Genomic DNA, 19,965 nt, shown 5'->3' with positions numbered 1-19,965 from the left:
GGTCGAGACGAGTCAGGAAGAGCCGAGCGCCGTGCGGGCCGCCCGCGAGACGGCGGACGCGAGGCGGTCGAGCGACGTGGAGTGCAGGCGCCACTGCTGCCAGTGCTGCGGCACGTCCGTCGCCCGGTCGTCGTCGAAGCCCACGAGGCGCCCCGCTCGCTCGCCCCGGGCGCTCTGGAGGTCGGGGAGCATGCCCCAGCCCATGCCGAGCTCGATCGCGCGGCGGAACTCGTTCGACGCGGGGACGTAGTGGCGGGGCGGGTCGATCGCTGTCTCTGCCGCTGTCCCCTCTGCTGTCCCCGCTGCGAACTGCGTGCGCAGCCGCAGGTAGCGCTCCTGGAGGTCGTCCTTGCGGTCGAACGCGAGGACGGGTGCGCGCGAGAGCGCGGCGGGGGTCGGGCCGTCAGGGAACCAGCGCGCCACGAACGCAGGGCTCGCCATGGGGCGGTAGCGCATGTGGCCGAGCAGGGTCGAGCGGCAGCCGGGGACCGCCTCGGCGACCGAGGTCACGGCGGCGACCGCCGTCCCGTCGCGGAGCAGGCCGATGGAGTGCTCCTCGTCCTCGCGCAGCACCTCGAGCCGGGCCCACCCCGACGCCTCGACGAGCGCGGGCAGGGCCCAGGTGGTCAGGGCGTCGCCGGAGACGACGAGCGTGACCTCGGGCAGCGGCGCAGCGGCATCGTCGGAGGCAGCCGGGTCGCTCGGCCGCCCCGCGGCCCCGATCCCCAGCTCCGTGAGCACGTCCGCCTGCTGGAGCTCGAGGTGGCGCGCGTGCCGGACGAGCACCTGGCCCGGGGGAGTGAGCTCGGCGGGCTTCCCGCGTCGCACGAGCACCTGGCCCACGGCCGACTCGAGCGCACGCACGCGCTGGCTCACGGCGGACGGGGTGACGCCGAGCCGGTGCGCGGCGGCCTCGAACGTCCCGGCGGCGGCGATCGCGGCGAGCGTGCGGAGCTGGTCGGGTTGGAGGTCCACCATGAAGCAGATCTTAGGGAAGCACAGAATCTTTCGCTGTACTTCAGATCGTCGGATGCCTACCGTCGAGGGCGTGCTCGCCGCTCTCTCGCCCCTCGCCGCCGGTCTCGCCGCCGGGCTGTCCCTCATCGTCGCGATCGGGGCGCAGAACGCGTTCGTGCTGCGCCAGGGCATGCGCCGCGAGCACGTCCTGCCCGTCGTCCTCGTCTGCGCGCTCTCCGACCTCGTCCTCATCGCCGCCGGGACGGCCGGGCTCGGCGCGCTCGTGACCGGCGCGCCCGCGCTGCGCACCGCGGTGCGCTGGGGCGGCGCCGCGTTCCTCCTCACGCTCGCGGCCCTGGCCGCCCGGCGCGCGCTGCGGCCCGGCGGGCTCGACCCGGCGTCGGGCGCCGGTGCGACGAGCGCACGCTCCGCCGTCGGGACGTCGCTCGCCCTCACGTGGCTCAACCCGCACGTCTACCTCGACACCGTGCTGCTCCTCGGGTCGCTCGCGGCAGGGTACGCCGCCGCGCACGCCGGGTCAGCGGGCGACCCCGACGCCGCCCGGTGGCTCTTCGGGGTGGGCGCGATGGTCGCGAGCGTCCTGTGGTTCACCGCGCTCGGCTTCGGGGCACGCCTGCTCGCGCCCGTGTTCGCGCGTCCCGGCGCGTGGCGCGTGCTCGACGGCGCGATCGCCGTCGTCATGGCGACGATCGGGGTGTCGCTCCTGCTCGGCGGCTGACGCGGCGTCGTCCTCAGGACGTCGCCCAGACCCCCAGCTCGTTGCCGCTCGGGTCGAGGAAGTGGAAGCGACGGCCGCCGGGGAACTCGTACGGCCCTTCCACGACCTGGCCGCCCGCGCCCTGCACGGCGGCGAGGGTCGCGTCGAGGTCCGCGGAGAACAGCAGGACGAACGGACCGCCGCGCGACACGTCGCCCGCCTCCGCGAGGCGCAGACCGCCCGCCTCGTCCCCACCCGACTCCGCGGCCGTGCGGATCCCCGCGTACCCGGGACCGTAGGGGACGAACTCCCAGCCGAACGCCGCGCCGTAGAACGCCTGCGCCGCCGCGAGGTCGGTCACGGGGAGCTCGACGTAGTCGATCGAGTGGTGGATGCCGTGCACGTGGCTGCTCATGCGGTCATCGTCGCGCGGGCCACCCACACGGACGCGCCCTCGGTCAGCGGTCGGCGACCACCACGAACAGGGTGACCGACGCGAAGAACGGCGCGGTGGTGAGGTGCGCGACCCAGCCCTCGTACGCGTCCGGGTCGAGGTACCCGGCTCCCCGCGCGCTGCGCGAGCGCGGGGAGCCGTCGGCCCAGCCACGCGTTGCGCACCACCTCCTCGACCACGAACGCCTGGTACGCGTACGTCGTCGCGCGGTCCGGCCCGTCGACCACGAGGGTTCCCCCATCGGGCTCTGCCAGCACGGCGCGCCCGCCCGGACGGAGCACGCGAGCGACCTCGTCGACGGCGGGGCCGGGGTCCGGGACGTGCTGGAGCACGCGATCCGGCGTCGCCGTCACGCCCCGGACGCGCCCCACTGCTCGTCCTGACCGTCGGCGGCCGGCGACCTGGACGTGGAGTCGGCGTGCGCGCGGCCTTGCCCGAAGGGCGCCCGGAGAAACGGGGCGACGACTCGCCCGCCGGTCCGGCGTGTTGACGCCAGGCCCTTGCGGGTCTGTTCGGCGACCGCTGCGACGTTCCTGGCGACCGTGCCGGCCAGGAAGTCCGCGTCGGGCGCGACGACTTCATGGGCCGCCTGCTCGAAGGAGGGCGGGATCGACGTGGCGAGCTCATCGACCCAGTCGAGAACCTGCTCGGGCGGGAGTCCGACAGCTCGGGCGAACTTCTCCCAGTTGCCGCGCTCGACGTCGCCGAACCCGCGTTCGCCGCCGATCGACATGGCGCCCTTGGTCCAGCGCAGCCGACCGGTCGCGTCCGGGATCAGACCGGTGGCCACGTCGTACAGCGGAGCGAGAGTGGCGCTCGCACCGACCAGCAGCACTCCGTAGTTCTTGCCGTGCGCGTCGGGCGCGCCGAGGATCTGGTTGGCGATGACCGCGCGGGCGAACCGCTCGACGGATGCCTGGCCCGCGGTGCCGCGGAGCAGGTCCGCGATGGTCTGAACCCCCGGGCCCTGGTCGGCCTCGTACTTGCGGCGCGGGTCCATCGCGAAGGCCTGGACCAGGTCTTCCTGGTGAATCCGAGCGATGGCGCCGGAGCGCGCCTGGCGGCGGTCGAACCGGGTCACGACGATCGCGTCCTGGTCCTCGAACCTCAGGTACCGGGTCTCGGCGACCGACAGTCCGGCGATGGCCAGCGCGCGCATGCTGACGTGCTCGGACAACGACTGGGCGCGGATCCGACCGATGCCGGGCTTGACGATGTGCGTGGACGGCGCACTGCCCTCGGGGAACGCCCAGCCCGTGCCGGTGCTGGCGAGCGTGAACTTGGACTGCGCGCCTGCCAGGCTCCAGTGCTCGTCGTCCTCGTCGTCCTGCCAGGCGGCCTCGTCCTGACGGACGCGGCGCAGGCGCTCGGCGATGTCGGCCTCGCTCGCCGGGACGAGCATCCCAGGACGGGCCATCGCGTCGCCGATCTCGCCCTCGGGTGCGAGGATCGCACCGCCGGACACGTCCATGCCGACGTGGGCGATCAGACCGAGAGTGTTGCCGGGGCGCACGCCAGCCTTCCTGGCCCAGCGCTCGCGCACCGCCTCGTGGTCGGGCAGCAGGCCGCGAAGGTATGCCTCGACGGGACGGGAGCGGTACGTGGTGGAGGTGACGGGCATCGACAACGACAACGGGGTCGGCTCGCGCAGGGCGATGTGCTCGGGCGTGTAGCGCAGGGTGGTGGCCCCGCCGTCGCGCGCGATGATGCCGGCGACCCGGCCGTACAGCGCGAAGGCGAGTCTCACAGTTCCCCCAGCAGCTCGTTGAGGACGTCTTCGGTGTCGCGGTGCTCGACGTCGACGAGCGTGATGGCCGCGTCGAGCGCGCGCATGACGGCCAGCACACGGCCCAGCTCGGCACGCGGGCGCCGCCCGCGCTCCAGGTCGATGATGAAGGCGCGCGAGACGCCTGCGCGCCCAGCCAGGCGCCCCTGGGTGAGCCCGGCGTGCTCACGACGCTCGCGCAGGGCCGCGCCCAGCTGGATCTCGTTCGCGATGGACCTCATCAAGTCATAGTACCGTGACATGGGAAAAAGTCATGGATCTATGACTTCCATCCATGTCACGGAGCGATGACTCTCGTCGACGGGCACGCAGGCGGCGACCGTCAGGTGAGGTGGTCGAAGTCGCCGCGCACCCAGGCGGCGTGACGCTGCGCGGAGCGGAGCACGACCTCCCGCGCGTCGGCCGGGATCACGCCCTCGAAGTTGTTGTAGAGCCGCTCGAACGGGCGGCGCGCGACGCGCTCGGCGACGCGCAGCACGACGGCGGCGGACAGCGGGATGCGGTTGGGGTAGGACCGCATGAAGCTCACGGACGTGCGGTCGGGGTTCGCGAAGATCGTGTCGCCGGACAGCAGCACACCCCGGCCCTCGGCTCCGGCCGCCCAGTGCACGACGGCGCTGCCGGGGAAGTGGCCGCCCGGCTGCGACAGGACGACGCCGGGCAGCACCTCGCGCTCGCCGGTCCAGGTCTCGATGACCGGGTCGGGCCGCGCGACCCAGTGCGCGTCGGCCTCGGCGACGAGCACGGGGACGTCGCCAAGAGCGCGGCTCCACGCGACCTGGACGCCGAACATGTGGGGGTGGCTCGCCGCGATCGCGACGACCGGGCCGAGCGCGCGCACCCGGGCGACGGCGTCGTCGTCCACGTAGCCGGGCGGGTCCCACAGGAGGTTGCCCGCGGGGGTGCGCACGATCTTGGCCTGCTGCCCGATGCCGACGCTCGGCTCGCTCGACAGGCCGAACAGGTCGGGCTCGAGCTCCCCCAGGACGAGGCGCTCGCCGGCTGTGGCGAGCTCGGCGAGCGTGGTCCACGCCTGCCCGCTCGCGGGGACCCACTGGCGCTCGTCGGCGCAGATGGCGCACACGTCGGGTCGCTCGGCGTGCTCGACCGCGCACGTGCGGCAGATCCACCACTCCTCGGGGGAGGCGGCGGAGTCGGGCGCGAGGGGCTCGGGGGACGGCGTCGTCGTCATGGGCACAGGTCTACCGTGCCCCGCCGACACGCGTCACCTGCGAGACTGACGCCCCCATGATCTCCACCGTCCTCGTCGCGCACCCCTGGCTGTCGCCGCTCGCTCTGGTCGTCCTCGCCGTCGCCGGTCCCCTCGTGGGCGCGTGGCTGGCCGGACGCCGGCCGCTCGCGTGGGTGCTGTTCGCCGTCTCCCTGCTTCCCGTGCTCCTGCTGACGCTCGTGCCGGTGGACCGCGAGCTCTTCGCCGTCTGCACCGTGAGCTGGTCGCTGCCGACCCCGGGGCGGGTCGAGCTCCTGGCGAACGTCGTGCTGTTCGTGCCGCCCGTGCTGCTCGCCGCGGTCGCGCTGGGCAGGCCGCTCGCGGCGCTCCTCGGCGGGGTCGCCGCCTCCGCGCTCGTCGAGGTGGTCCAGGCGCTGGTCCCGGCGCTCGGGCGGTCGTGCGACACGAACGACTGGCTCTCCAACTCGATCGGGGCGCTGCTCGGCGCAGGGCTCGCCGTCGTGGCGCTCCGGCTCGCGGCCCGCCGGGAGCGCGTGGCGGACCCGGGCTCCCTCCCCGGCGCGCGCCGGTCCTGAGGAGGTACCCCTGCTCGAGTCCCCACCACACCCCGACATGACCGTGGGAACGCTTCCACCCAGACCCCTCCGCGGGTTAGCGTGGTGCTCCGGGCGCCGCCCGTCACCGCCGACAGGACACGCTCAGGAGAGATCGCCATGCCGCCCACCACGCTCGACGACGTCGCCGCGGCGGCCCGCGTCTCGCGGTCCACGGCCTCGCGCGTCGTGCGGGGCACGGGTCCCGTGTCCGACGCGGCACGCCGCGCCGTCCTCGCCGCCGTCGAGGAGCTCGGGTACGTGCCGCACCCCGGGGCGCGGTCGCTCGCGAGCGGCCGGGGCGAGCGCGTCGTGGTCGCGGTGGGGTCGCCGTCGGCGGACCTGCTCGGGGACCCCTACGTCGCGCGCGTGGACGCGGCGGCCAGCCGCGCCGCCGACACCCAGGGCGTCGGCGTCGCGCTGCGGTGGCTCGGGCGCGACCCGCGCGACGAGCTGGCCCGGCTCGCGCGCGACCCGGGCGTGGGCGGCGTGCTCCTCGTCGACTACTCGGCCGAGGTGCTCGCGAGCGTGCCGCGCACCCTGCTCTCCCGCGTGGCGGCGATCGGTCCCGCCGACGGCCGCGTGCCCTCCTACGACGTCGACGCCGCGGCCGGGATCACCGCCCTCGTCGAGCACGTGCTCGCCGACGGGCGGCGCGACGTCGTCATGCTCACCGGGCCGGGCTGGCTCCCTGGCGCGCAACGGGCCGTCGAGGCGTACGACGCGGTCGTGCGCGCCGCCGGCGTCCCGCGCCGCGTCGTGGCCGCCGACCTCACGGCCTTCGCGGGCGCGGAGGCGGCCCGCGAGGCGCGCCGGCGCTGGCCAGGCGTGGACGCGCTCGTCGCGATGAGCGACACGCTCGCCGTCGGAGCGATGCGGGCCCTCGCGGAGGACGGCGTCCGCGTGCCCGACGACGTCGCCGTCACCGGGTTCGACGACCAGCCCTTCGCGGAGCAGGCCGGTCCCGGCCTGACGACCGCGACCCACCCCGTCGAGCGGATCGCTGCCGCGGCGACGGCTGCCCTCCTGGACCGCCGCCGCGACGACGAGCGCACGTTCCCGTCCGTCGTCGTCCGCCGCACGAGCGCCTGAGGCGCGGTCGGGCTCGCGCCACCGGCCGCCGCCCGCTCGTCCGTCGCGGTCTCAGGACGGTCTGACGCGCACCGGCGCCGCGCGGACACGGTCCGCCTGCGTCCGCCTCGTCCTGCGCCCCGCGGGGGGACGTGGCAGCATCGCGCGTGGTCGTCTCGGACGATCCGGACGGAGGGGACGGGATGGGTCTGGACGTCGACGGTGTCGAGCAGGAGGTCGCGACCGGGTCGCTCCCGGGCTGGGACCGCGTCGAGGAGCACGTCCGCGCGGCGCACGAGCGCTACCGCGGGAACGACGACGGTGCGGTCGCCGACTACATCCCCGTCCTCGCGGAGGCCGACCGGTCGCTGTTCGGCGTGTGCGTCGCCGAGTCGGGCGGCGCGGTCCACGCCGTGGGCGACGCCGACGTCGAGTTCTCCGTCCAGTCGATCTCCAAGGCGTTCGTCTACGCGCTGGTGTGCGAGGCCTACGGGCACGAGGGCGTGCTCGAACGGGTCGGGGTGGACAACACGGGCCTCGCCTTCAACTCCGTGATGGCGGTCGAGCTCCACGACGGGCACCCGCGCAACCCCATGGTCAACGCGGGCGCACTCGCGACGACCGCCCTCGTGCCCGGCGCGTCCTTCGCCGAGCAGTGGGAGAACGTGCGCACCGGGCTGTCACGGTTCGCCGGTCGGTCGCTCGAGCTCGACGGCGAGGTGTACCGCTCGGAGTCCGCGACGAACATGCGCAACAAGGCCATCGCCCGGCTCCTGGAGAGCTACGGGCGCATCGAGGTGGACCCGCTCGAGGTCGTCGACGTCTACACCCGGCAGTGCGCGCTGCGCGTGAGCGCGCGCGACCTCGCGGTCATGGGGGCGACGCTCGCGGACGGCGGGGTCAACCCGGTCACGGGCGAGCGTGTCGTCTCGGCGCAGGTGTGCCGGGACACGCTCGCGGTGCTCGCCTCGACCGGGATGTACGAGCGCTCGGGGGAGTGGTTGTTCGAGATCGGCCTTCCTGCCAAGTCCGGCGTGGCAGGAGGGATCGTGGCCGTCGCGCCCGGCAAGGGGGCGATCGGCACGTACTCCCCACCCCTCGACCCGGCCGGGAACAGCGTGCGCGGGCAGCGCGCGACCGCGTACCTCTCGCGGACCCTCGGTCTCAACCTGTTCGCGTCGTCCCCGCAGGTCCCCGTGACGCCCACCCGCCCGACCGAGAGAAGGGACCCGGCCTCGTGAGCACCCGGGACGTCGTCGACAGCAGCGCCGCACCGGCGACCGAGGACCGCCGGTCGTGGGTACCGATGGTCGGCCTGTTCCTCGCGCAGGTCCTCATGTCGTTCAACGTCGCCGCCCTGCCGGTGTCGCTGGGCGGCATGGTGGAGGACTTCGGCGTCCCGCCGACGGTCGCGAGCACGACGATCGTCGTCTACGGCCTCGCCGTCGCCGCGCTCGTCATGACCGGGGCGAAGCTCGGGCAGCGGATCGGCTGGGTGTCGATCTTCCGCGTCGTCGTCGCGACGTTCGCCGGGTCGGCGCTGCTCATGATCCTCTCGCCGACCGTCGCGTGGGCCATCACGGGCCAGGCCGTCGCAGGTGCCTCGGCCGCGATCATCGTCCCCGCGCTCGTCGCCCTCATCGCGGAGAACTACCGCGGACCCCAGCAGGCGACGGCGATCGGCTCGCTGGGCTCGGCCCGCGCGGTCTCGGGCATGAGCGCGTTCTTCATCGGCGGCGCGCTCGGGACGCTCATCGGCTGGCGGCCCACCTTCGCGATCGTCCTGGCGCTCGCCGTCGCCGTCTTCGTCCTCAGCTTCCGGCTGCGCTCCGACGCCGGCGACCCCGGCATCCGGATCGACCTCGTGGCAGCGGTCCTCATCGGCGCGGCGGTCGTCGCGCTCACCCTGGGCTTCAACAACCTCAACGCCTGGGGCCTGTTCTTCGCCTCGCCGGGGGCGCCGTTCGACCTCGTCGGGGTCTCGCCCGCGCCCCTGCTCGTGCTGCTCGGCGTCGTGCTCGGGCAGACGTTCTTCTGGTGGACGCGGCGCCGGACCGCCGCCGGCAAGGTGCCGCTCGTCGACCTGTCCGTCCTCGCGCGCCCGAGCGAGCGGGCCGCGGTGTACGCGATGTTCGTCGTGGTCGCGCTCGAGGCCGCGCTGAACTTCACCGTCCCGCTCTACATCCAGATCGTGCAGGGCCGCACCCCGTTCGACACGGCGCTCGCGATGATGCCGTTCAACCTCACCGTGTTCGTCACCGCGACGCTCGTCGTGCGCTTCTACCGGCGCTACCCGCCGCGCACGATCGGGGTCTTCGGCTTCACGCTGACCACCGTCGCGCTGCTCTGGCTGTCGCTCGTCGTCACCAACAACTGGGAGACGCTGCCCACGATCCTCGGCCTCGTCGTCTTCGGGATCGGCCAGGGCGCCCTGGTGACGCTCGTGTTCAACGTGCTCGTCACCGCGGCGCCCAAGACCCTCGCGGGCGACGTCGGCTCGATCCGCGGCACGACGCAGAACCTCGCCTCGGCGGTCGGCACCGCGCTCGCGGGGGCGCTGCTCGTGACGATCCTGTCGTTCAGCGTCGGGCGCGCCGTCGTCGAGCACCCCGAGCTGCCGCCGTCGCTCGTCGCCCAGGTCGACCTGGACACCGTCAACTTCGTGAGCAACGACGACCTGCGCACGGTCCTCGCCGGCACCGACGCCACGCCCGCCCAGGTGGACGCGGCCGTGGCGCTCAACGAGGAGGTGCGTCTCGGCACGCTGCGGATCGGGCTCCTCATCCTCGCCGGGGTCAGCGCGACGGCGATCCTCCCTGCGAGCCGCCTGCCGCGCTACCGGCCCGACGAGATCCCGGACCCCGCGCCTGCCCGGTAGCCCGCCCTACGCCCCGCGGTGGCCGGCGTCGCCGTGCCCGCCGTCGGGTCGCCCGGGCCCGCGCTCGGTGTCCCGGCCGGGGCCGTCGTCCCGGGTGTCGGCGTCGGCGGAGCGCCCGCTGCTCTGGCGCAGCGCGCGCGCCTGCTCGACCGCCTCCTCGCGCTTGGCCGCCTTCTTGTCGCTCGCGCGCGTGTCCCGCGGCGGGAGCTGGAGCCGCTCCTCGGCCTCGAGCCCGCCCTGGAGCTCCCGGCTGCGCTCGACCTCGGCGTCGAGCTCCGCCCCGAGAAGAAGCGCGAGGTTCGTGAGCCAGAGCCACAGCAGGAAGATGATGACGCCGGCGAGCGTGCCGTAGGTCGCGCCGTAGCTGCTGAAGCCGCTGCCGAGGTACAGCCCGAAGCCCGCCGACGCGATGATCCAGACGAGGATCGCGAGGACCGCGCCGGGGCTGACCCAGCGGAACCTCGGCTGCTTGACGTTGGGCGTGAGGTGGTAGAGCAGCGCGACGAGGACGACCACGAGCAGGAGCGCGACCGGCCACTTCGCGACCTGCCAGACGGCGATCGCGGTGTCGCCGAGGCCGACGAGCTCGCCCACCTGGCGCGCGATCGGTCCGGAGAGCACGAGGCTCGCGACGACCAGGCCCGCGAGGATCACGGTGATCACCGTGACGCCGAGCATCACGGGGCGCAGCTTCCAGAGGGGGCGCCCCTCCTCGACCTCGTAGATGCGGTTCATCGACCGGGCGAACGCGCCGACATACCCCGACGCGGACCACAGCGCGAGCACGACACCGATGACGAGCGCGAACCCGGCCTTGTCGGTGTTCGCGGCCTGCTCGACGAGCGGCGCGATCATGTCCAGCGTCGTCTGTGGCACGACGCCCTCGACGCTCGTGAGCACCGAGTCGACGGCCTTCTCCCCGTCGCCCACGAGGCCCAGCAGGGAGACGAGCGCCAGGAGCGCGGGCGCGGACGCGAGCACGGCGTAGTACGTGAGGGCCGCGGCGAGGTCGGTGCACTGGTCGTCCATGAACTCGCGCACCGCACCCTTGAGCGCGAACCCCCACGACGGCTTGTGCAGGTCGGTGGGGGAGTCGGGCTTGCGCTCGGCGTCAGGGGCAGGCCTGGCCTCGGCGTCCGTCGCGGTCTCGGACGTGCGGCGTCCGCTGCTGCTCTCGGTCATGGCGGCCTCCTCGGTGGGCGTCGCCTCGGCGCACGACGCTCGCGTCGGCGGACCGGCCTCGCGGCCCGTCCCGGACCCTCACCACGCTCGGGGCGGTCCGCTCCGCCCGCAAGCCGGGGCCGGTCAGCGCGACGCGCCCGCACGCTCGGCGAACGGAGCGAGGACCAGGTCCCAGCCGTCGTCGTACCGCGCACGGGCCCCGGCGCCGTCGTGCCGGGCGGACCAGCCGGAGTGCGTGAGCACGACGTCGGACCCCTCCCCGGCGGGTGAGAACGTCACCTCGACGTCCGTCGCGGCGTCGGCGCGCTCCCCGGGGTGCCACGTGAAGGCGACGGCGTGCGGAGGGTCCCAGCGCGTGACGCGACCCCAGTCGGCGGTCGTGCCGTCGGCGAGCGTCTCGACGAGCCGTACGGCCCGGCCGTCCGCGTCGCGCTCGAACGCGGCGGTCGAGGTCTCGCCGCCCACGGAGAACGCGCCGAGCGGCCACCACGCCGCGAGCTCGTCGACGAAGACGGCGAACGCGTGCTCCGGCGGGGCGGGGACGTCGAGGGTCTTGACGAGCGGTGCGGTCACGGCGGCCACGGGGTCCTCCTGACGGGTGCGTCCTCTCGACCGTGACCCCGATGCCGGGAGTCGGCAACCGGGGCTACCGCGCGGCTGCGGTCGACCGTCGCTCGACCAGCGCGACGTCGATGCGCGTGACGCCGGTCGGCCCCTCGCCCCTCGTCTCGGGCCCCGCGCGCCGGGGCCGCGACGCGCCGTCGTCGAGCGCGTCCAGGAGGAGGTCGGCCGCCGTGCGTCCCTTGAGCACGGTGTCCTGCGCGACCGTCGTGAGCGGCGGGTCGACGTACCGCGCGATCTCGGCGTCGTCGAACCCGACGACCGACACCGCGTCCGGCACACGGACCCCGGCCTGCGCCAGCCCGCGCGAGATCCCGGCGGCGAGGACGTCCGCCGTGGCGAACACCGCCGTCGCGCCGGGATGCTCGGCGGTGATCCGCGCGGCGGCGTCGAGGCCGTCGTCGTACGTCGTGTTCGCCGGCACGACGTGCAGCACGACGCCGCCACCCGACTCGTCGCGGACCGCGTCCCGCGCCTCTCCGTCCGCCGGGGTGCGGCGGTCGGGCGCGCCCGGCTCAGCCGGCTCGAGCCCGAGGCCCGCGCGGAAGCCCGCGAGGCGCTCGCGGACGACCTGGCTCGTCGTGCCCACCGGTCCGCACAGCACGACCTCGCGGTGACCCAGGCCGCGCAGGTGCTCGCCCGCGAGCCGCCCGCCCTCGAAGTCGTCGGCGCGCACGGTCGCGGCGCCGGGCGCGTCCACGTAGGTGTCGACGACGACGGCGGGCACGCCCCGCGGCAGGTCGAGCGCCGCGAGCTCGTCGTCGGTGAAGCCCATGACGACGATCCCGTCGAGGTTCCAGCGCTGCACGGAGTCGAGCACGTCGCGGTGGTGCGTGACGCCGCGGAGCATGAGGTGGTGGTCGCGCTCGCGCAGGCGCGCCTCGACGGCCCCGGCGACGGCGACGTCGTGCGGGCTGCCGAGCAGGCTCCCGCCGTCGGCGCGGTCGGGCAGCAGGAGCCCGACGAGCCGCGTGCGTCGGGCGGCGAGGCTCTGGGCCGGGCCGTTCGGCACGTAGCCCCGCGCGGCGACGATGCGCTCGACCTCGCGCGCGGTCGCGGGGGAGACGCGGCCGAGGTTGCCGTTCACCACGTTGGAGACGGTCATGACGGACACGCCCGCCTCACGGGCGATGTCCTTGAGCGTGACGCGGGCCATCGGCGGCGCGGCTCCTTCGGTCGAGTCGGGGCGTGGGGCGGACGCTGGGCAGCCCGGGGAGTCGACGGTACGTCGTCGTGCGGCACCGGTCCCGACGGTCTCGCGCCGGGGGTCCGTGACCATCTCGTGACCACCGAGCTCCTTGACGCCCGATCCTAGGTGCGTTTAGCGTTAAACATGTAGCGCTAAACCACGATGGGGACGGACGCTTGAGCGGGACGGTCCGCACGGCTCCGAGGGGCGGCGCGGGAACCGACCCAGCAGACCGTGGGCCATCATGGCCGCGGGAGTCCTCACCGAGGAGAGACGATGAAGTCAGCAACCACGGCGGGCGCGTTCGCGCTCACCGGCGCCCTGGTCCTCACCCTGACCGCGTGCAGCACCGGCGACGACGCCGAGGGCGACGATGCCGCGAGCGGCGGCGCCGTCGAGATCGAGGTCTCGATCGACGCCGGCCTGGACGACGACGCACGAGCCAAGTTCGACGAGCGCGTCGCCCAGTTCGAGGACGAGCACCCGGACATCACCGTCACGGCGCGCGAGTACACGTGGGAGGGCACGACGTTCGCGACGGAGCTCGCCGGCGGCACGCTCCCCGACGTCTTCACCATCCCGTTCACCGACGGCCGCGGCCTCATCGAGCGGGAGCAGATCGCCGACATCAGCGACCTCGTCGCCGAGCTCCCGTACGCCGAGGACTTCAACCCGAACGTCGCGCAGGCCGGCCAGGCCGCCGACGGCTCGATGTGGGCCGTCCCCATCGCCGCCTACAGCCAGGGCCTGCACTACAACCGCACGCTGTTCGAGCAGGCCGGGCTCGACCCCGACGACCCGCCGACCACGTGGGAGGAGGTCCGCGAGGACGCGAAGACCATCGCGGACACCACGGGCGTCGCGGGCTACGCCACCATGACGTCGGGTAACACGGGCGGTTGGATCCTCACGACGCTCACCAACGCGTTCGGCGGCGACGTCCAGGAGTTCGACGGCGAGACCGCGACGTCGACGATCGACACCCCCGAGGTCACCGAGGCGCTCGAGTACCTCCACGCGCTGCGCTGGGAGGACGACTCCATGGGCGCGAACTTCCTCTACGACTGGGGGAGCATCAACCAGGACTTCGCCGCGGGCCAGATCGGGATGTACGTCTCGGGTGGCGGCAACTACGGCAACCTCTTCACCCAGAACGCGATGAACCCGGACGACTACGGGCTCACCGTCATCCCCCTGGTCGGCGACGGCGGCGTCCTCGGCGGCGGCACGCTCGCCGCGGTGAGCGCGAAGGCCTCGCCCGAGGAGCAGGCGGCCGGCGTCGAGTGGATCGACTTCTACTACATGGAGAAGCTCACCGACGAGGCGGCGGCGAGGCTCGACGCGGAGACCGCCGTCGCGAACGACCAGCCGGTCGGCGCCCCGGAGCTCCCGGTCTTCGACGAGCAGACGTACCTCGAGTCGCGCGCCTGGACCGCGGAGTACGTCAACGTGCCGGTGGACCAGATGAGCTCCTACACGGAGAACATCTTCGACCAGCCCGTCGTCCCCGAGCCCGCGCGCTCGACGCAGGAGATCTACGCGCTGCTCGACCCGGTCGTCCAGGCCGTGCTCACCGACGAGGACGCGGACATCGACGCGCTCGTCGCCCAGGTGCAGGAGGAAGCCCAGGCGCTCCTCGACGCCGCCCAGGGCTGACCGCCCCGCTCCGCGGCTCTCGCGCCGGTCGCCGAACCCGGGGTTGCCGCGCCCTCGGGCGTCGAACCCACCCGTATCCCCGGGTTCGGCACCGTGCCGGCCGATGACCCCGGGTACGGCACGCCCGTCGGGACCGCTCCGACGTCCGTGCCACCATCCGCCACCTGAAGGACCGCCGCACATGACCTTCCCGCCCCGCATCCCGACCAGCCCCGTCGCCCGCCCGGAGGCGACGATCCGGGGCGACGGGTTCCGGATCACGGTGCTCGCCGACGGGCTCGTGCGGCTCGAGCGCGCGGAGGACGGCGTGTTCGAGGACCGCGCGTCGGCGTTCGCGCTGCACCGCGACCTGCCGGTGCCGGACTTCCGGGTGACCCGGTCCGGCACCCGGTCCGGCACCTGGGCCGGCACCGGGTCCGCGGACGGGGTCGAGGTCGTCACGGACCGCCTGCGCCTGCGGTACGACGGGGGGCCGTTCAGCGCGAGCGGGCTGAGCGTCGAGGTGCTCGGCGCCCACTCGGCCTACCACGGCGTGTGGCGGTACGGGCAGCGCGGGCCGGGCGTCCCGGCGACGGCGGTCCCGCTGGAGCCCGACGCCGTCGGGAACGGGCCGGGCAACCTCGGGGGGACGGCGCGCACGCTCGACGAGGCGGACGGCCCGGTCCCGCTGGGCCCCGGGGTGGTCTCGCGCGACGGCTGGGCCGTGATCGACGACTCGGCGGGCCTCGTCCTGGACGACGACGGCTGGGTCGCCCCGCGCGACGGGTCGCGCCAGGACCTGTACGTCTTCGCGTACGGGCACGACTACCGGGCCGCGCTGCGGGCGCTCTACGCGCTCTCCGGGCCGCCGCCGGTGCTGCCCCGGTACGCGCTCGGCACGTGGTGGAGCCGCTTCCACCGGTACTCGGCCGACTCGTACGCCGAGCTCGTGCGGCGCTTCCGTCGCGAGGGCGTCCCGCTGTCGGTCGCGGTGCTGGACATGGACTGGCACGTGACCGACGTCGACCCCCGGCACGGGAGCGGCTGGACCGGGTACTCGTGGAACCGCGACCTGTTCCCCGACCCGGCGGCGTTCCTGCGGTCCCTGCACGACGACGGCCTGCGCGTCACGCTCAACGTGCACCCCGCGGACGGGGTCCGCGCGTTCGAGGAGGCCTACCCGGCGATGGCTGCCGCGCTCGGTCGCGACCCCGAGGGCGGTGAGCCCATCGCGTTCGACGCGACCGACCGCGACTTCCTCCGTGCCTACGCCGAGGTGCTGCACCGCGGGCTCGAGCGCGACGGCGTCGACTTCTGGTGGGTCGACTGGCAGCAGGGCGGGGTCTCGCGCGTGCCCGGCGTCGACCCGCTGTGGATGCTCAACCACGTGCACTACCTCGACAACGCGGGCGCGGCGTCGCGCGCCGCCGCGGGACGCGCGACGCGCGCCCTGACCTTCTCCCGGTACGCCGGGCCGGGCAGCCACCGCTACCCGGTCGGGTTCTCGGGCGACTCGGTGATCTCGTGGGAGTCGCTCGACTTCCAGCCCTACTTCACCGCGACCGCGAGCAACATCGGGTACGGCTGGTGGAGCCACGACGTCGGCGGCCACATGCACGGCACCAGGGACGACGAGCTCGCGACGCGCTGGGTCCAGCACGGCGTCTTCTCCCCGATCCTGCGCCTGCACTCCGCGGGGAACCCGTTCACGCGCAAGGAGCCCTGGACGTTCGGCCCCGAGGCCCGCGACGCGCAGGTCGCGGCGCTGCGCCTGCGCCACCGCCTGCTGCCCTACCTCCACACGATGAACGTCCGGGCCGCGCGCGAGGGCGTGCCGCTCGTCCAGCCGCTCTACCACGAGTGGCCGGAGCAGCCCGAGGCCTACGCGGCACGCAACCAGTACCTCTTCGGGTCCGAGCTCGTCGTCGCTCCCGTCACCGCCCCCGCGGACCGTGAGGCCGGGGTCGCCGCGGTGCGCGCGTGGCTCCCGGAAGGCACGTGGGTCGACCTGCTCGGCGGGCTCGTCTACGACGGCGGCCGCGAGACGTGGCTGCACCGCGACCTGTCGGGCATCCCCGTCCTCGCGCGGTCGGGCGCGGTCGTGCCGCTCGACGGCGCGACGGTCCCGAGCAACGGCGTCGCGCACCCGGAGCACCTCGAGGTCCTCGTGGTCGTCGGGGCCGACGGCGCCCTCGACCTCGTCGAGGACGCGGAGGGCCTGCCGGTGGGAGCCGACGCCGGAGCGTGGGCCTGGGCGGACAGGTCGCCCTCGCCCGCGGAGGCTCGTACCCCGGTCACGTTCGACCAGGCGAGCGGGCGGGCAGTCGTCGGCCCGGTCGAGGGAGACGTGCGCGTCGTGCCCGCGCGGCGGCGCTGGACCTTGACGTTCCCGGCGCTCACGGCCGACGGTGCCGAACCGGTCGTGACGGTCGACGGCGCTCGGGCGGACGCGCTCGTCGAGCGCGACGGCCGCGGGCTGCACGTCACGGTCGAGGCGGTCGTGCCGACGTCGTGCCTCGTCGTCGACCTCGGTCACGCCCCGCGCCTCGCGGACAACGACGTCGACGCCCGTGTGCTCGCCGCGCTCGACCGTGCTCGCGTCCCGTACGACGACAAGGAGCGCGCGCACCGGGTGCTCACGGCGGACGGGCCCGTGTCGGTGCGCGTGTCGCACCTGTACGCGCTCGGACTGCCGCGCGCGCTCGAGTCCGCGCTCACCGAGATCCTCCTGGCCCGCGCGCCAGGTCAGCACGTCACCGGCGGGGACGTCCTCACCGGCCGGTCGGAAGCCGTCCGACCGGCCTGAGGGTCCATCGGGGTGCCGCGCCGTTCGTGCTGGGGCGGCGCGGCACCCGGACGAGCGCCGGCCAGCCCCGTCGTGGTCGTCATGCGTTCTGCGTGACGACCCCGTGCCGTGCCGTCGTCATGCTGGCGGGGAGGGGCGATCGGGCAGGGGGACAGGCCCGGGGCGGCCGGCCCCGGCCGGGCCCGCGTCGGAAGGGTGGGTGGTCGGCGTGGACCATGCGGAGGTGCTCCGGCGGCTCACGATCAACGACGGGCGCGTCGTCGACGGCGCCGGGCTGGGGGACGACGCGCTCTCCGGGCGCGACCGGGCCCTGGTGCGGATCGCGGCCGCCGTCGCCGTCGGCGCGTCGGTCCCCACCTACGGGGCGGAGATCGACGGGGCGGTCGAGGCCGGCGTCGACGCGGCGGAGGTGGTGGGCGTCCTCGCGGCGGTCGTGCCGGTCGTCGGGCTGCCGACGGTCGTGGCGGCCGCGCCACGGGTCGCGCTCGCCCTGGGCATGGAACCCGTCGAGGGGTGGGACGACCGTGGCGGGACCGGTCACGCGACCGACGGCGCGTCGTCGGACGGCACGCCTCGGCGCCCCGGGTGATTTCCCACGCTCCGGTTGAGGGCCCTCGGGGCCGCTCCTAGGCTGCTCGCGTGTCCGACGCGAGCCGTCAGGCGGTCACCGCGCGACCGGATCTCAGCACGGCGCTGCTCGCGGGCAAGGTCGAGCCGCCGGCGCCGCGCCGCGGTGCGGTCTCCCGGAGCGCGCTCGTCGACCGGGTGCGGCGCGACGGTGCGCGGGTCGTCGTGGTGACGGCTCCACCGGGCTACGGCAAGACGACCATGCTGGCGGAGTGGGCGAGCATCGAGGACCGCGCGGTCGCGTGGGCCAGCCTCGACCGGCTCGACGACGACCCCGGCGCCCTGCTCACGCTCCTCGCCCTCGCGTGCGCGCCCGTCTCGCCCGAGGTCGCCGCCGTCGCGGCGGAGATGCGCGGCACCGGCGCCGCGATGCTCGGCCGCTCGGCCCCGTTGCTCGCGTCCGCGCTCGCGCGCACCGGCACGCCGTTCGTCCTGTTCGTCGACGACCTGCACGAGGCGGGCTCGGCGGCCTGCCGGGACGCGCTCGAGGTCGTGCTCGGCGGCGTCCCGCCGGGGTCGCAGGTCGTGGTCGCGAGCCGCCGCGCGCCCGGGTACGACGCGCGGCGGCGCGTGCAGGGCGACCTCGTCGAGATCGGCCCCGACGACCTGCGGGTCGACGTGGCCGGCGCGCGCGAGATCTTCCGCGCCGTGGGGGTCGAGCCGGGCGAGGCCCTGGACCGCGTGGTCGAGCGGTGCGAGGGCTGGCCGACGGGCGTCTTCCTCTGCGCGCTGCTCGTGCGCGACGGCGAGGACCCGTCGTCCCTCACGGGCACGGACCGGTTCGTCGCCGACTACCTGTACCGCGAGTGCATGACCCTCCTCCCCGCGCCGACCCAGCACTTCCTGCGCGCCACGGCCGTGCTCGACCAGCTCTCGGCGCCGACGTGCGACGCCGTGCTCGGCACCACCGACGCCGCGGAACGGCTGCGCGAGCTGGAGGACGCGAGCCTGTTCCTCGTGCCGCTCGACCACCACCGCGGCTGGTTCCGCTACCACGCGCTGTTCCGCGAGTTCCTGCTCGCGGAGCTCGACCGGGTCGAGCCCGACGCCGTCGCGCCGCTCCACCGCCGTGCCGCCGCCTGGCACGTCGAGGAGGGGCTGGAGGCTCGGGCGGTCGAGCACCTCCTCGCGGCGGGCGACGTCGAGGAGGCGGCCGTCCTGGTCGGGCGCCTCGCGCTGGCGACGTACCAGGACGGCGGGGTGGCCGTCGTGACACGCTGGCTCGACACCCTCGGCGACGCCGTGGTCGAGGCGTTCCCCGAGCTCACGGTCGTCGCCGCGTGGCGCGCGCTGCTGCTCGGCGAGTCCCCGGCGGCCGAGCGGTGGGCCGCCGTGCTGGACGGCTTCGACGCCGGCCTCCTCCCCGACGAGGACCGCGTCGCGCTCGAGTCCGCCCGCTGCCAGGTGCGGGCGGCCATGTGCGTCGACGGGCCGGAGGCGTCCCTCGCGTGCGCGGCCTACGCCGTCGAGCACGAGCCCGCGTGGAGCCCGTGGCGGGACCAGGCGCTCCACCTCCTGGGCTCGGCCCACCTGCTCGTGGGCGACCGCGCCGCGGCGCGCGAGGCGTTCGTCGAGGCCGTGGCCTGCGGCACCGAGGCGGGGAACCCGGACTCGGTGCTCCTCAGCGAGGCGGAGCTCGGCGTCCTCGCGCTCGACGACGGGCGGTGGGACGACGCCGAGCGGCACGCGCGCGCCGCGGTCGACACGGTCGACGCCCACCACATGGAGGGCTACTCGACCACCGCGATCGCCTTCGCCGTCCGGGCCCGCGTCGCCGCGCACCGGGGCGAGCACACCGCGGCGGAGCGGTTCGTCGCCCGCGGGATGCGCGCCCGCGTGCCGTGCACGTACGTCATGCCGTACCTCGCGCTGCGCGTGAGGCTCCAGCTCGGGTACGCGTGCCTGGCCCTCGGCGACCGCACGACGGCGTCGCACCTCGCCGCCGAGGCCGCGGAGGTGCTGCGCCGCCGCCCGCGCGTCGGGCTCCTGGCGGGCGAGGTCGCCGCCTTCCGCGCCCGGCTCGAGACGGTCGCCGCGACGCGCGGTGCCCCGCCGCTCACCCCGGCCGAGCTGCGCCTCCTGCCGTACCTCCAGACCCACCTCACGATGGCCGAGATCGGCCGTCGGCTCTTCGTCTCCCGCAACACCGTGAGCACCCAGGTCGGCGCGATCTACCGCAAGCTCGGCGCGACGACGCGCGGCGCCGCCGTCGAGCGCGCCGTCACGCTCGGGCTGCTCGGGAGCTGAGCCGCGCCC

Annotated in this window: 18 protein-coding genes; 9 read left to right on the top strand and 9 right to left on the bottom strand. The window is 74.8% G+C overall.

Going from position 1 to position 19,965, the window contains the following annotated elements; translation table 11 throughout:
• Positions 1–12 precede the first annotated feature (12 nt).
• A complete protein-coding gene (locus ACFVN3_RS12330) occupies positions 13–978 on the bottom strand; it encodes an ArgP/LysG family DNA-binding transcriptional regulator (RefSeq protein ID WP_378233126.1) in 966 nt (321 codons plus the stop codon).
• Positions 979–1,030: 52 nt separating this feature from the next.
• Here ACFVN3_RS12330 and ACFVN3_RS12325 point away from each other — a divergent pair, with 52 nt between their 5' ends.
• Entirely contained in the window at positions 1,031–1,696 is a 666-nt protein-coding gene (locus ACFVN3_RS12325) for a LysE/ArgO family amino acid transporter (protein ID WP_378233125.1), read from the top strand.
• 13 nt (positions 1,697–1,709) lie between these two features.
• Here ACFVN3_RS12325 and ACFVN3_RS12320 read toward each other — a convergent pair whose 3' ends face one another.
• The 5 genes from ACFVN3_RS12320 to ACFVN3_RS12300 all read right to left on the bottom strand — a co-directional run bounded on the left by ACFVN3_RS12320 (position 1,710) and on the right by ACFVN3_RS12300 (position 5,107).
• Positions 1,710–2,090 (bottom strand): VOC family protein, encoded by a 381-nt coding sequence (locus tag ACFVN3_RS12320; RefSeq protein WP_378233124.1) that lies wholly within the window; start codon positions 2,088–2,090, stop codon positions 1,710–1,712.
• On the bottom strand, positions 2,087–2,461 hold the full coding sequence (locus ACFVN3_RS12315; protein ID WP_378233123.1) for a methyltransferase domain-containing protein: 375 nt from the start codon (positions 2,459–2,461) through the stop codon (positions 2,087–2,089). The genes ACFVN3_RS12320 and ACFVN3_RS12315 overlap by 4 nt, the downstream gene beginning before the upstream one ends.
• 17 nt (positions 2,462–2,478) lie before the next feature.
• Positions 2,479–3,876, bottom strand: a complete 1,398-nt coding sequence (locus ACFVN3_RS12310; RefSeq protein WP_378233122.1) for a type II toxin-antitoxin system HipA family toxin — start codon at positions 3,874–3,876, stop codon at positions 2,479–2,481.
• Complete coding sequence (locus tag ACFVN3_RS12305; protein WP_378233121.1) at positions 3,873–4,136, bottom strand: helix-turn-helix domain-containing protein; 264 nt, start codon at positions 4,134–4,136, stop codon at positions 3,873–3,875. The genes ACFVN3_RS12310 and ACFVN3_RS12305 overlap by 4 nt, the downstream gene beginning before the upstream one ends.
• 101 nt (positions 4,137–4,237) lie before the next feature.
• On the bottom strand, positions 4,238–5,107 hold the full coding sequence (locus ACFVN3_RS12300; protein ID WP_378233120.1) for an MBL fold metallo-hydrolase: 870 nt from the start codon (positions 5,105–5,107) through the stop codon (positions 4,238–4,240).
• A 56-nt stretch (positions 5,108–5,163) separates the two neighbouring features.
• Between ACFVN3_RS12300 and ACFVN3_RS12295 the strand changes: the two genes are divergently transcribed.
• From ACFVN3_RS12295 to ACFVN3_RS12280, 4 genes are all read left to right on the top strand, one after another.
• Positions 5,164–5,682 (top strand): VanZ family protein, encoded by a 519-nt coding sequence (locus ACFVN3_RS12295; RefSeq protein ID WP_378233119.1) that lies wholly within the window; start codon positions 5,164–5,166, stop codon positions 5,680–5,682.
• 138 nt (positions 5,683–5,820) lie between these two features.
• Positions 5,821–6,792, top strand: coding sequence for a LacI family DNA-binding transcriptional regulator (locus ACFVN3_RS12290; protein WP_378233118.1), 972 nt, complete (start codon positions 5,821–5,823; stop codon positions 6,790–6,792).
• Positions 6,793–6,974: 182 nt separating this feature from the next.
• Positions 6,975–8,012: a glutaminase A gene (gene glsA, locus ACFVN3_RS12285; protein WP_378233117.1), complete on the top strand. Its 1,038-nt coding sequence runs from the start codon at positions 6,975–6,977 to the stop codon at positions 8,010–8,012.
• Positions 8,009–9,649, top strand: a complete 1,641-nt coding sequence (locus ACFVN3_RS12280) for an MFS transporter (RefSeq protein WP_378233116.1) — start codon at positions 8,009–8,011, stop codon at positions 9,647–9,649. The genes glsA and ACFVN3_RS12280 overlap by 4 nt, the downstream gene beginning before the upstream one ends.
• Positions 9,650–9,655: 6 nt before the next feature.
• On the opposite strand, the gene ACFVN3_RS12275 is transcribed toward ACFVN3_RS12280, so the two are convergent.
• The 3 genes from ACFVN3_RS12275 to ACFVN3_RS12265 form a co-directional block, all read right to left on the bottom strand.
• Positions 9,656–10,831 (bottom strand): YihY/virulence factor BrkB family protein, encoded by a 1,176-nt coding sequence (locus ACFVN3_RS12275; protein WP_378233115.1) that lies wholly within the window; start codon positions 10,829–10,831, stop codon positions 9,656–9,658.
• Positions 10,832–10,954: 123 nt separating this feature from the next.
• Complete coding sequence (locus ACFVN3_RS12270) at positions 10,955–11,413, bottom strand: SRPBCC domain-containing protein (RefSeq protein ID WP_378233114.1); 459 nt, start codon at positions 11,411–11,413, stop codon at positions 10,955–10,957.
• A gap of 64 nt (positions 11,414–11,477) precedes the next feature.
• Positions 11,478–12,608 (bottom strand): LacI family DNA-binding transcriptional regulator, encoded by a 1,131-nt coding sequence (locus ACFVN3_RS12265; protein ID WP_378233113.1) that lies wholly within the window; start codon positions 12,606–12,608, stop codon positions 11,478–11,480.
• A gap of 309 nt (positions 12,609–12,917) precedes the next feature.
• On the opposite strand from ACFVN3_RS12265, the gene ACFVN3_RS12260 reads away from it, so the two are divergent.
• The 4 genes from ACFVN3_RS12260 (at position 12,918) to ACFVN3_RS12245 (ending at position 19,956) form a co-directional block, all read left to right on the top strand.
• Positions 12,918–14,297 (top strand): ABC transporter substrate-binding protein, encoded by a 1,380-nt coding sequence (locus ACFVN3_RS12260; RefSeq protein ID WP_378233112.1) that lies wholly within the window; start codon positions 12,918–12,920, stop codon positions 14,295–14,297.
• Positions 14,298–14,478: 181 nt separating this feature from the next.
• On the top strand, positions 14,479–17,082 hold the full coding sequence (locus ACFVN3_RS12255) for a TIM-barrel domain-containing protein (protein WP_378233111.1): 2,604 nt from the start codon (positions 14,479–14,481) through the stop codon (positions 17,080–17,082).
• A gap of 208 nt (positions 17,083–17,290) precedes the next feature.
• Positions 17,291–17,671: a carboxymuconolactone decarboxylase family protein gene (locus tag ACFVN3_RS12250; RefSeq protein ID WP_378233110.1), complete on the top strand. Its 381-nt coding sequence runs from the start codon at positions 17,291–17,293 to the stop codon at positions 17,669–17,671.
• Between the two features lie 50 nt (positions 17,672–17,721).
• Positions 17,722–19,956: an AAA family ATPase gene (locus ACFVN3_RS12245; protein ID WP_378233109.1), complete on the top strand. Its 2,235-nt coding sequence runs from the start codon at positions 17,722–17,724 to the stop codon at positions 19,954–19,956.
• Positions 19,957–19,965 lie beyond the last annotated feature (9 nt).

It is taken from the genome of Cellulosimicrobium sp. NPDC057862 (assembly GCF_042797035.1).
Classification (GTDB): domain Bacteria; phylum Actinomycetota; class Actinomycetes; order Actinomycetales; family Cellulomonadaceae; genus Cellulosimicrobium.
The sequence above is the reverse complement of the archived record's forward strand: the minus strand, read 5'-3'. Positions and strand labels throughout refer to the sequence as shown.

What these genes read in the sequence shown, in the direction of transcription:
- ACFVN3_RS12290 (WP_378233118.1), top strand. Translation starts at nt 5,821, where the DNA reads ATGCCGCCCACCACGCTCGACGACGTCGCCGCGGCGGCCCGCGTCTCG.
- ACFVN3_RS12305 (WP_378233121.1), bottom strand. Translation starts at nt 4,136, where the DNA reads ATGAGGTCCATCGCGAACGAGATCCAGCTGGGCGCGGCCCTGCGCGAG.
- ACFVN3_RS12255 (WP_378233111.1), top strand. Translation starts at nt 14,479, where the DNA reads ATGACCTTCCCGCCCCGCATCCCGACCAGCCCCGTCGCCCGCCCGGAG.
- ACFVN3_RS12260 (WP_378233112.1), top strand. Translation starts at nt 12,918, where the DNA reads ATGAAGTCAGCAACCACGGCGGGCGCGTTCGCGCTCACCGGCGCCCTG.
- ACFVN3_RS12275 (WP_378233115.1), bottom strand. Translation starts at nt 10,831, where the DNA reads ATGACCGAGAGCAGCAGCGGACGCCGCACGTCCGAGACCGCGACGGAC.
- ACFVN3_RS12325 (WP_378233125.1), top strand. Translation starts at nt 1,031, where the DNA reads ATGCCTACCGTCGAGGGCGTGCTCGCCGCTCTCTCGCCCCTCGCCGCC.
- ACFVN3_RS12330 (WP_378233126.1), bottom strand. Translation starts at nt 978, where the DNA reads ATGGTGGACCTCCAACCCGACCAGCTCCGCACGCTCGCCGCGATCGCC.
- ACFVN3_RS12295 (WP_378233119.1), top strand. Translation starts at nt 5,164, where the DNA reads ATGATCTCCACCGTCCTCGTCGCGCACCCCTGGCTGTCGCCGCTCGCT.
- ACFVN3_RS12300 (WP_378233120.1), bottom strand. Translation starts at nt 5,107, where the DNA reads ATGACGACGACGCCGTCCCCCGAGCCCCTCGCGCCCGACTCCGCCGCC.
- ACFVN3_RS12265 (WP_378233113.1), bottom strand. Translation starts at nt 12,608, where the DNA reads ATGGCCCGCGTCACGCTCAAGGACATCGCCCGTGAGGCGGGCGTGTCC.
- ACFVN3_RS12320 (WP_378233124.1), bottom strand. Translation starts at nt 2,090, where the DNA reads ATGAGCAGCCACGTGCACGGCATCCACCACTCGATCGACTACGTCGAG.
- glsA (WP_378233117.1), top strand. Translation starts at nt 6,975, where the DNA reads ATGGGTCTGGACGTCGACGGTGTCGAGCAGGAGGTCGCGACCGGGTCG.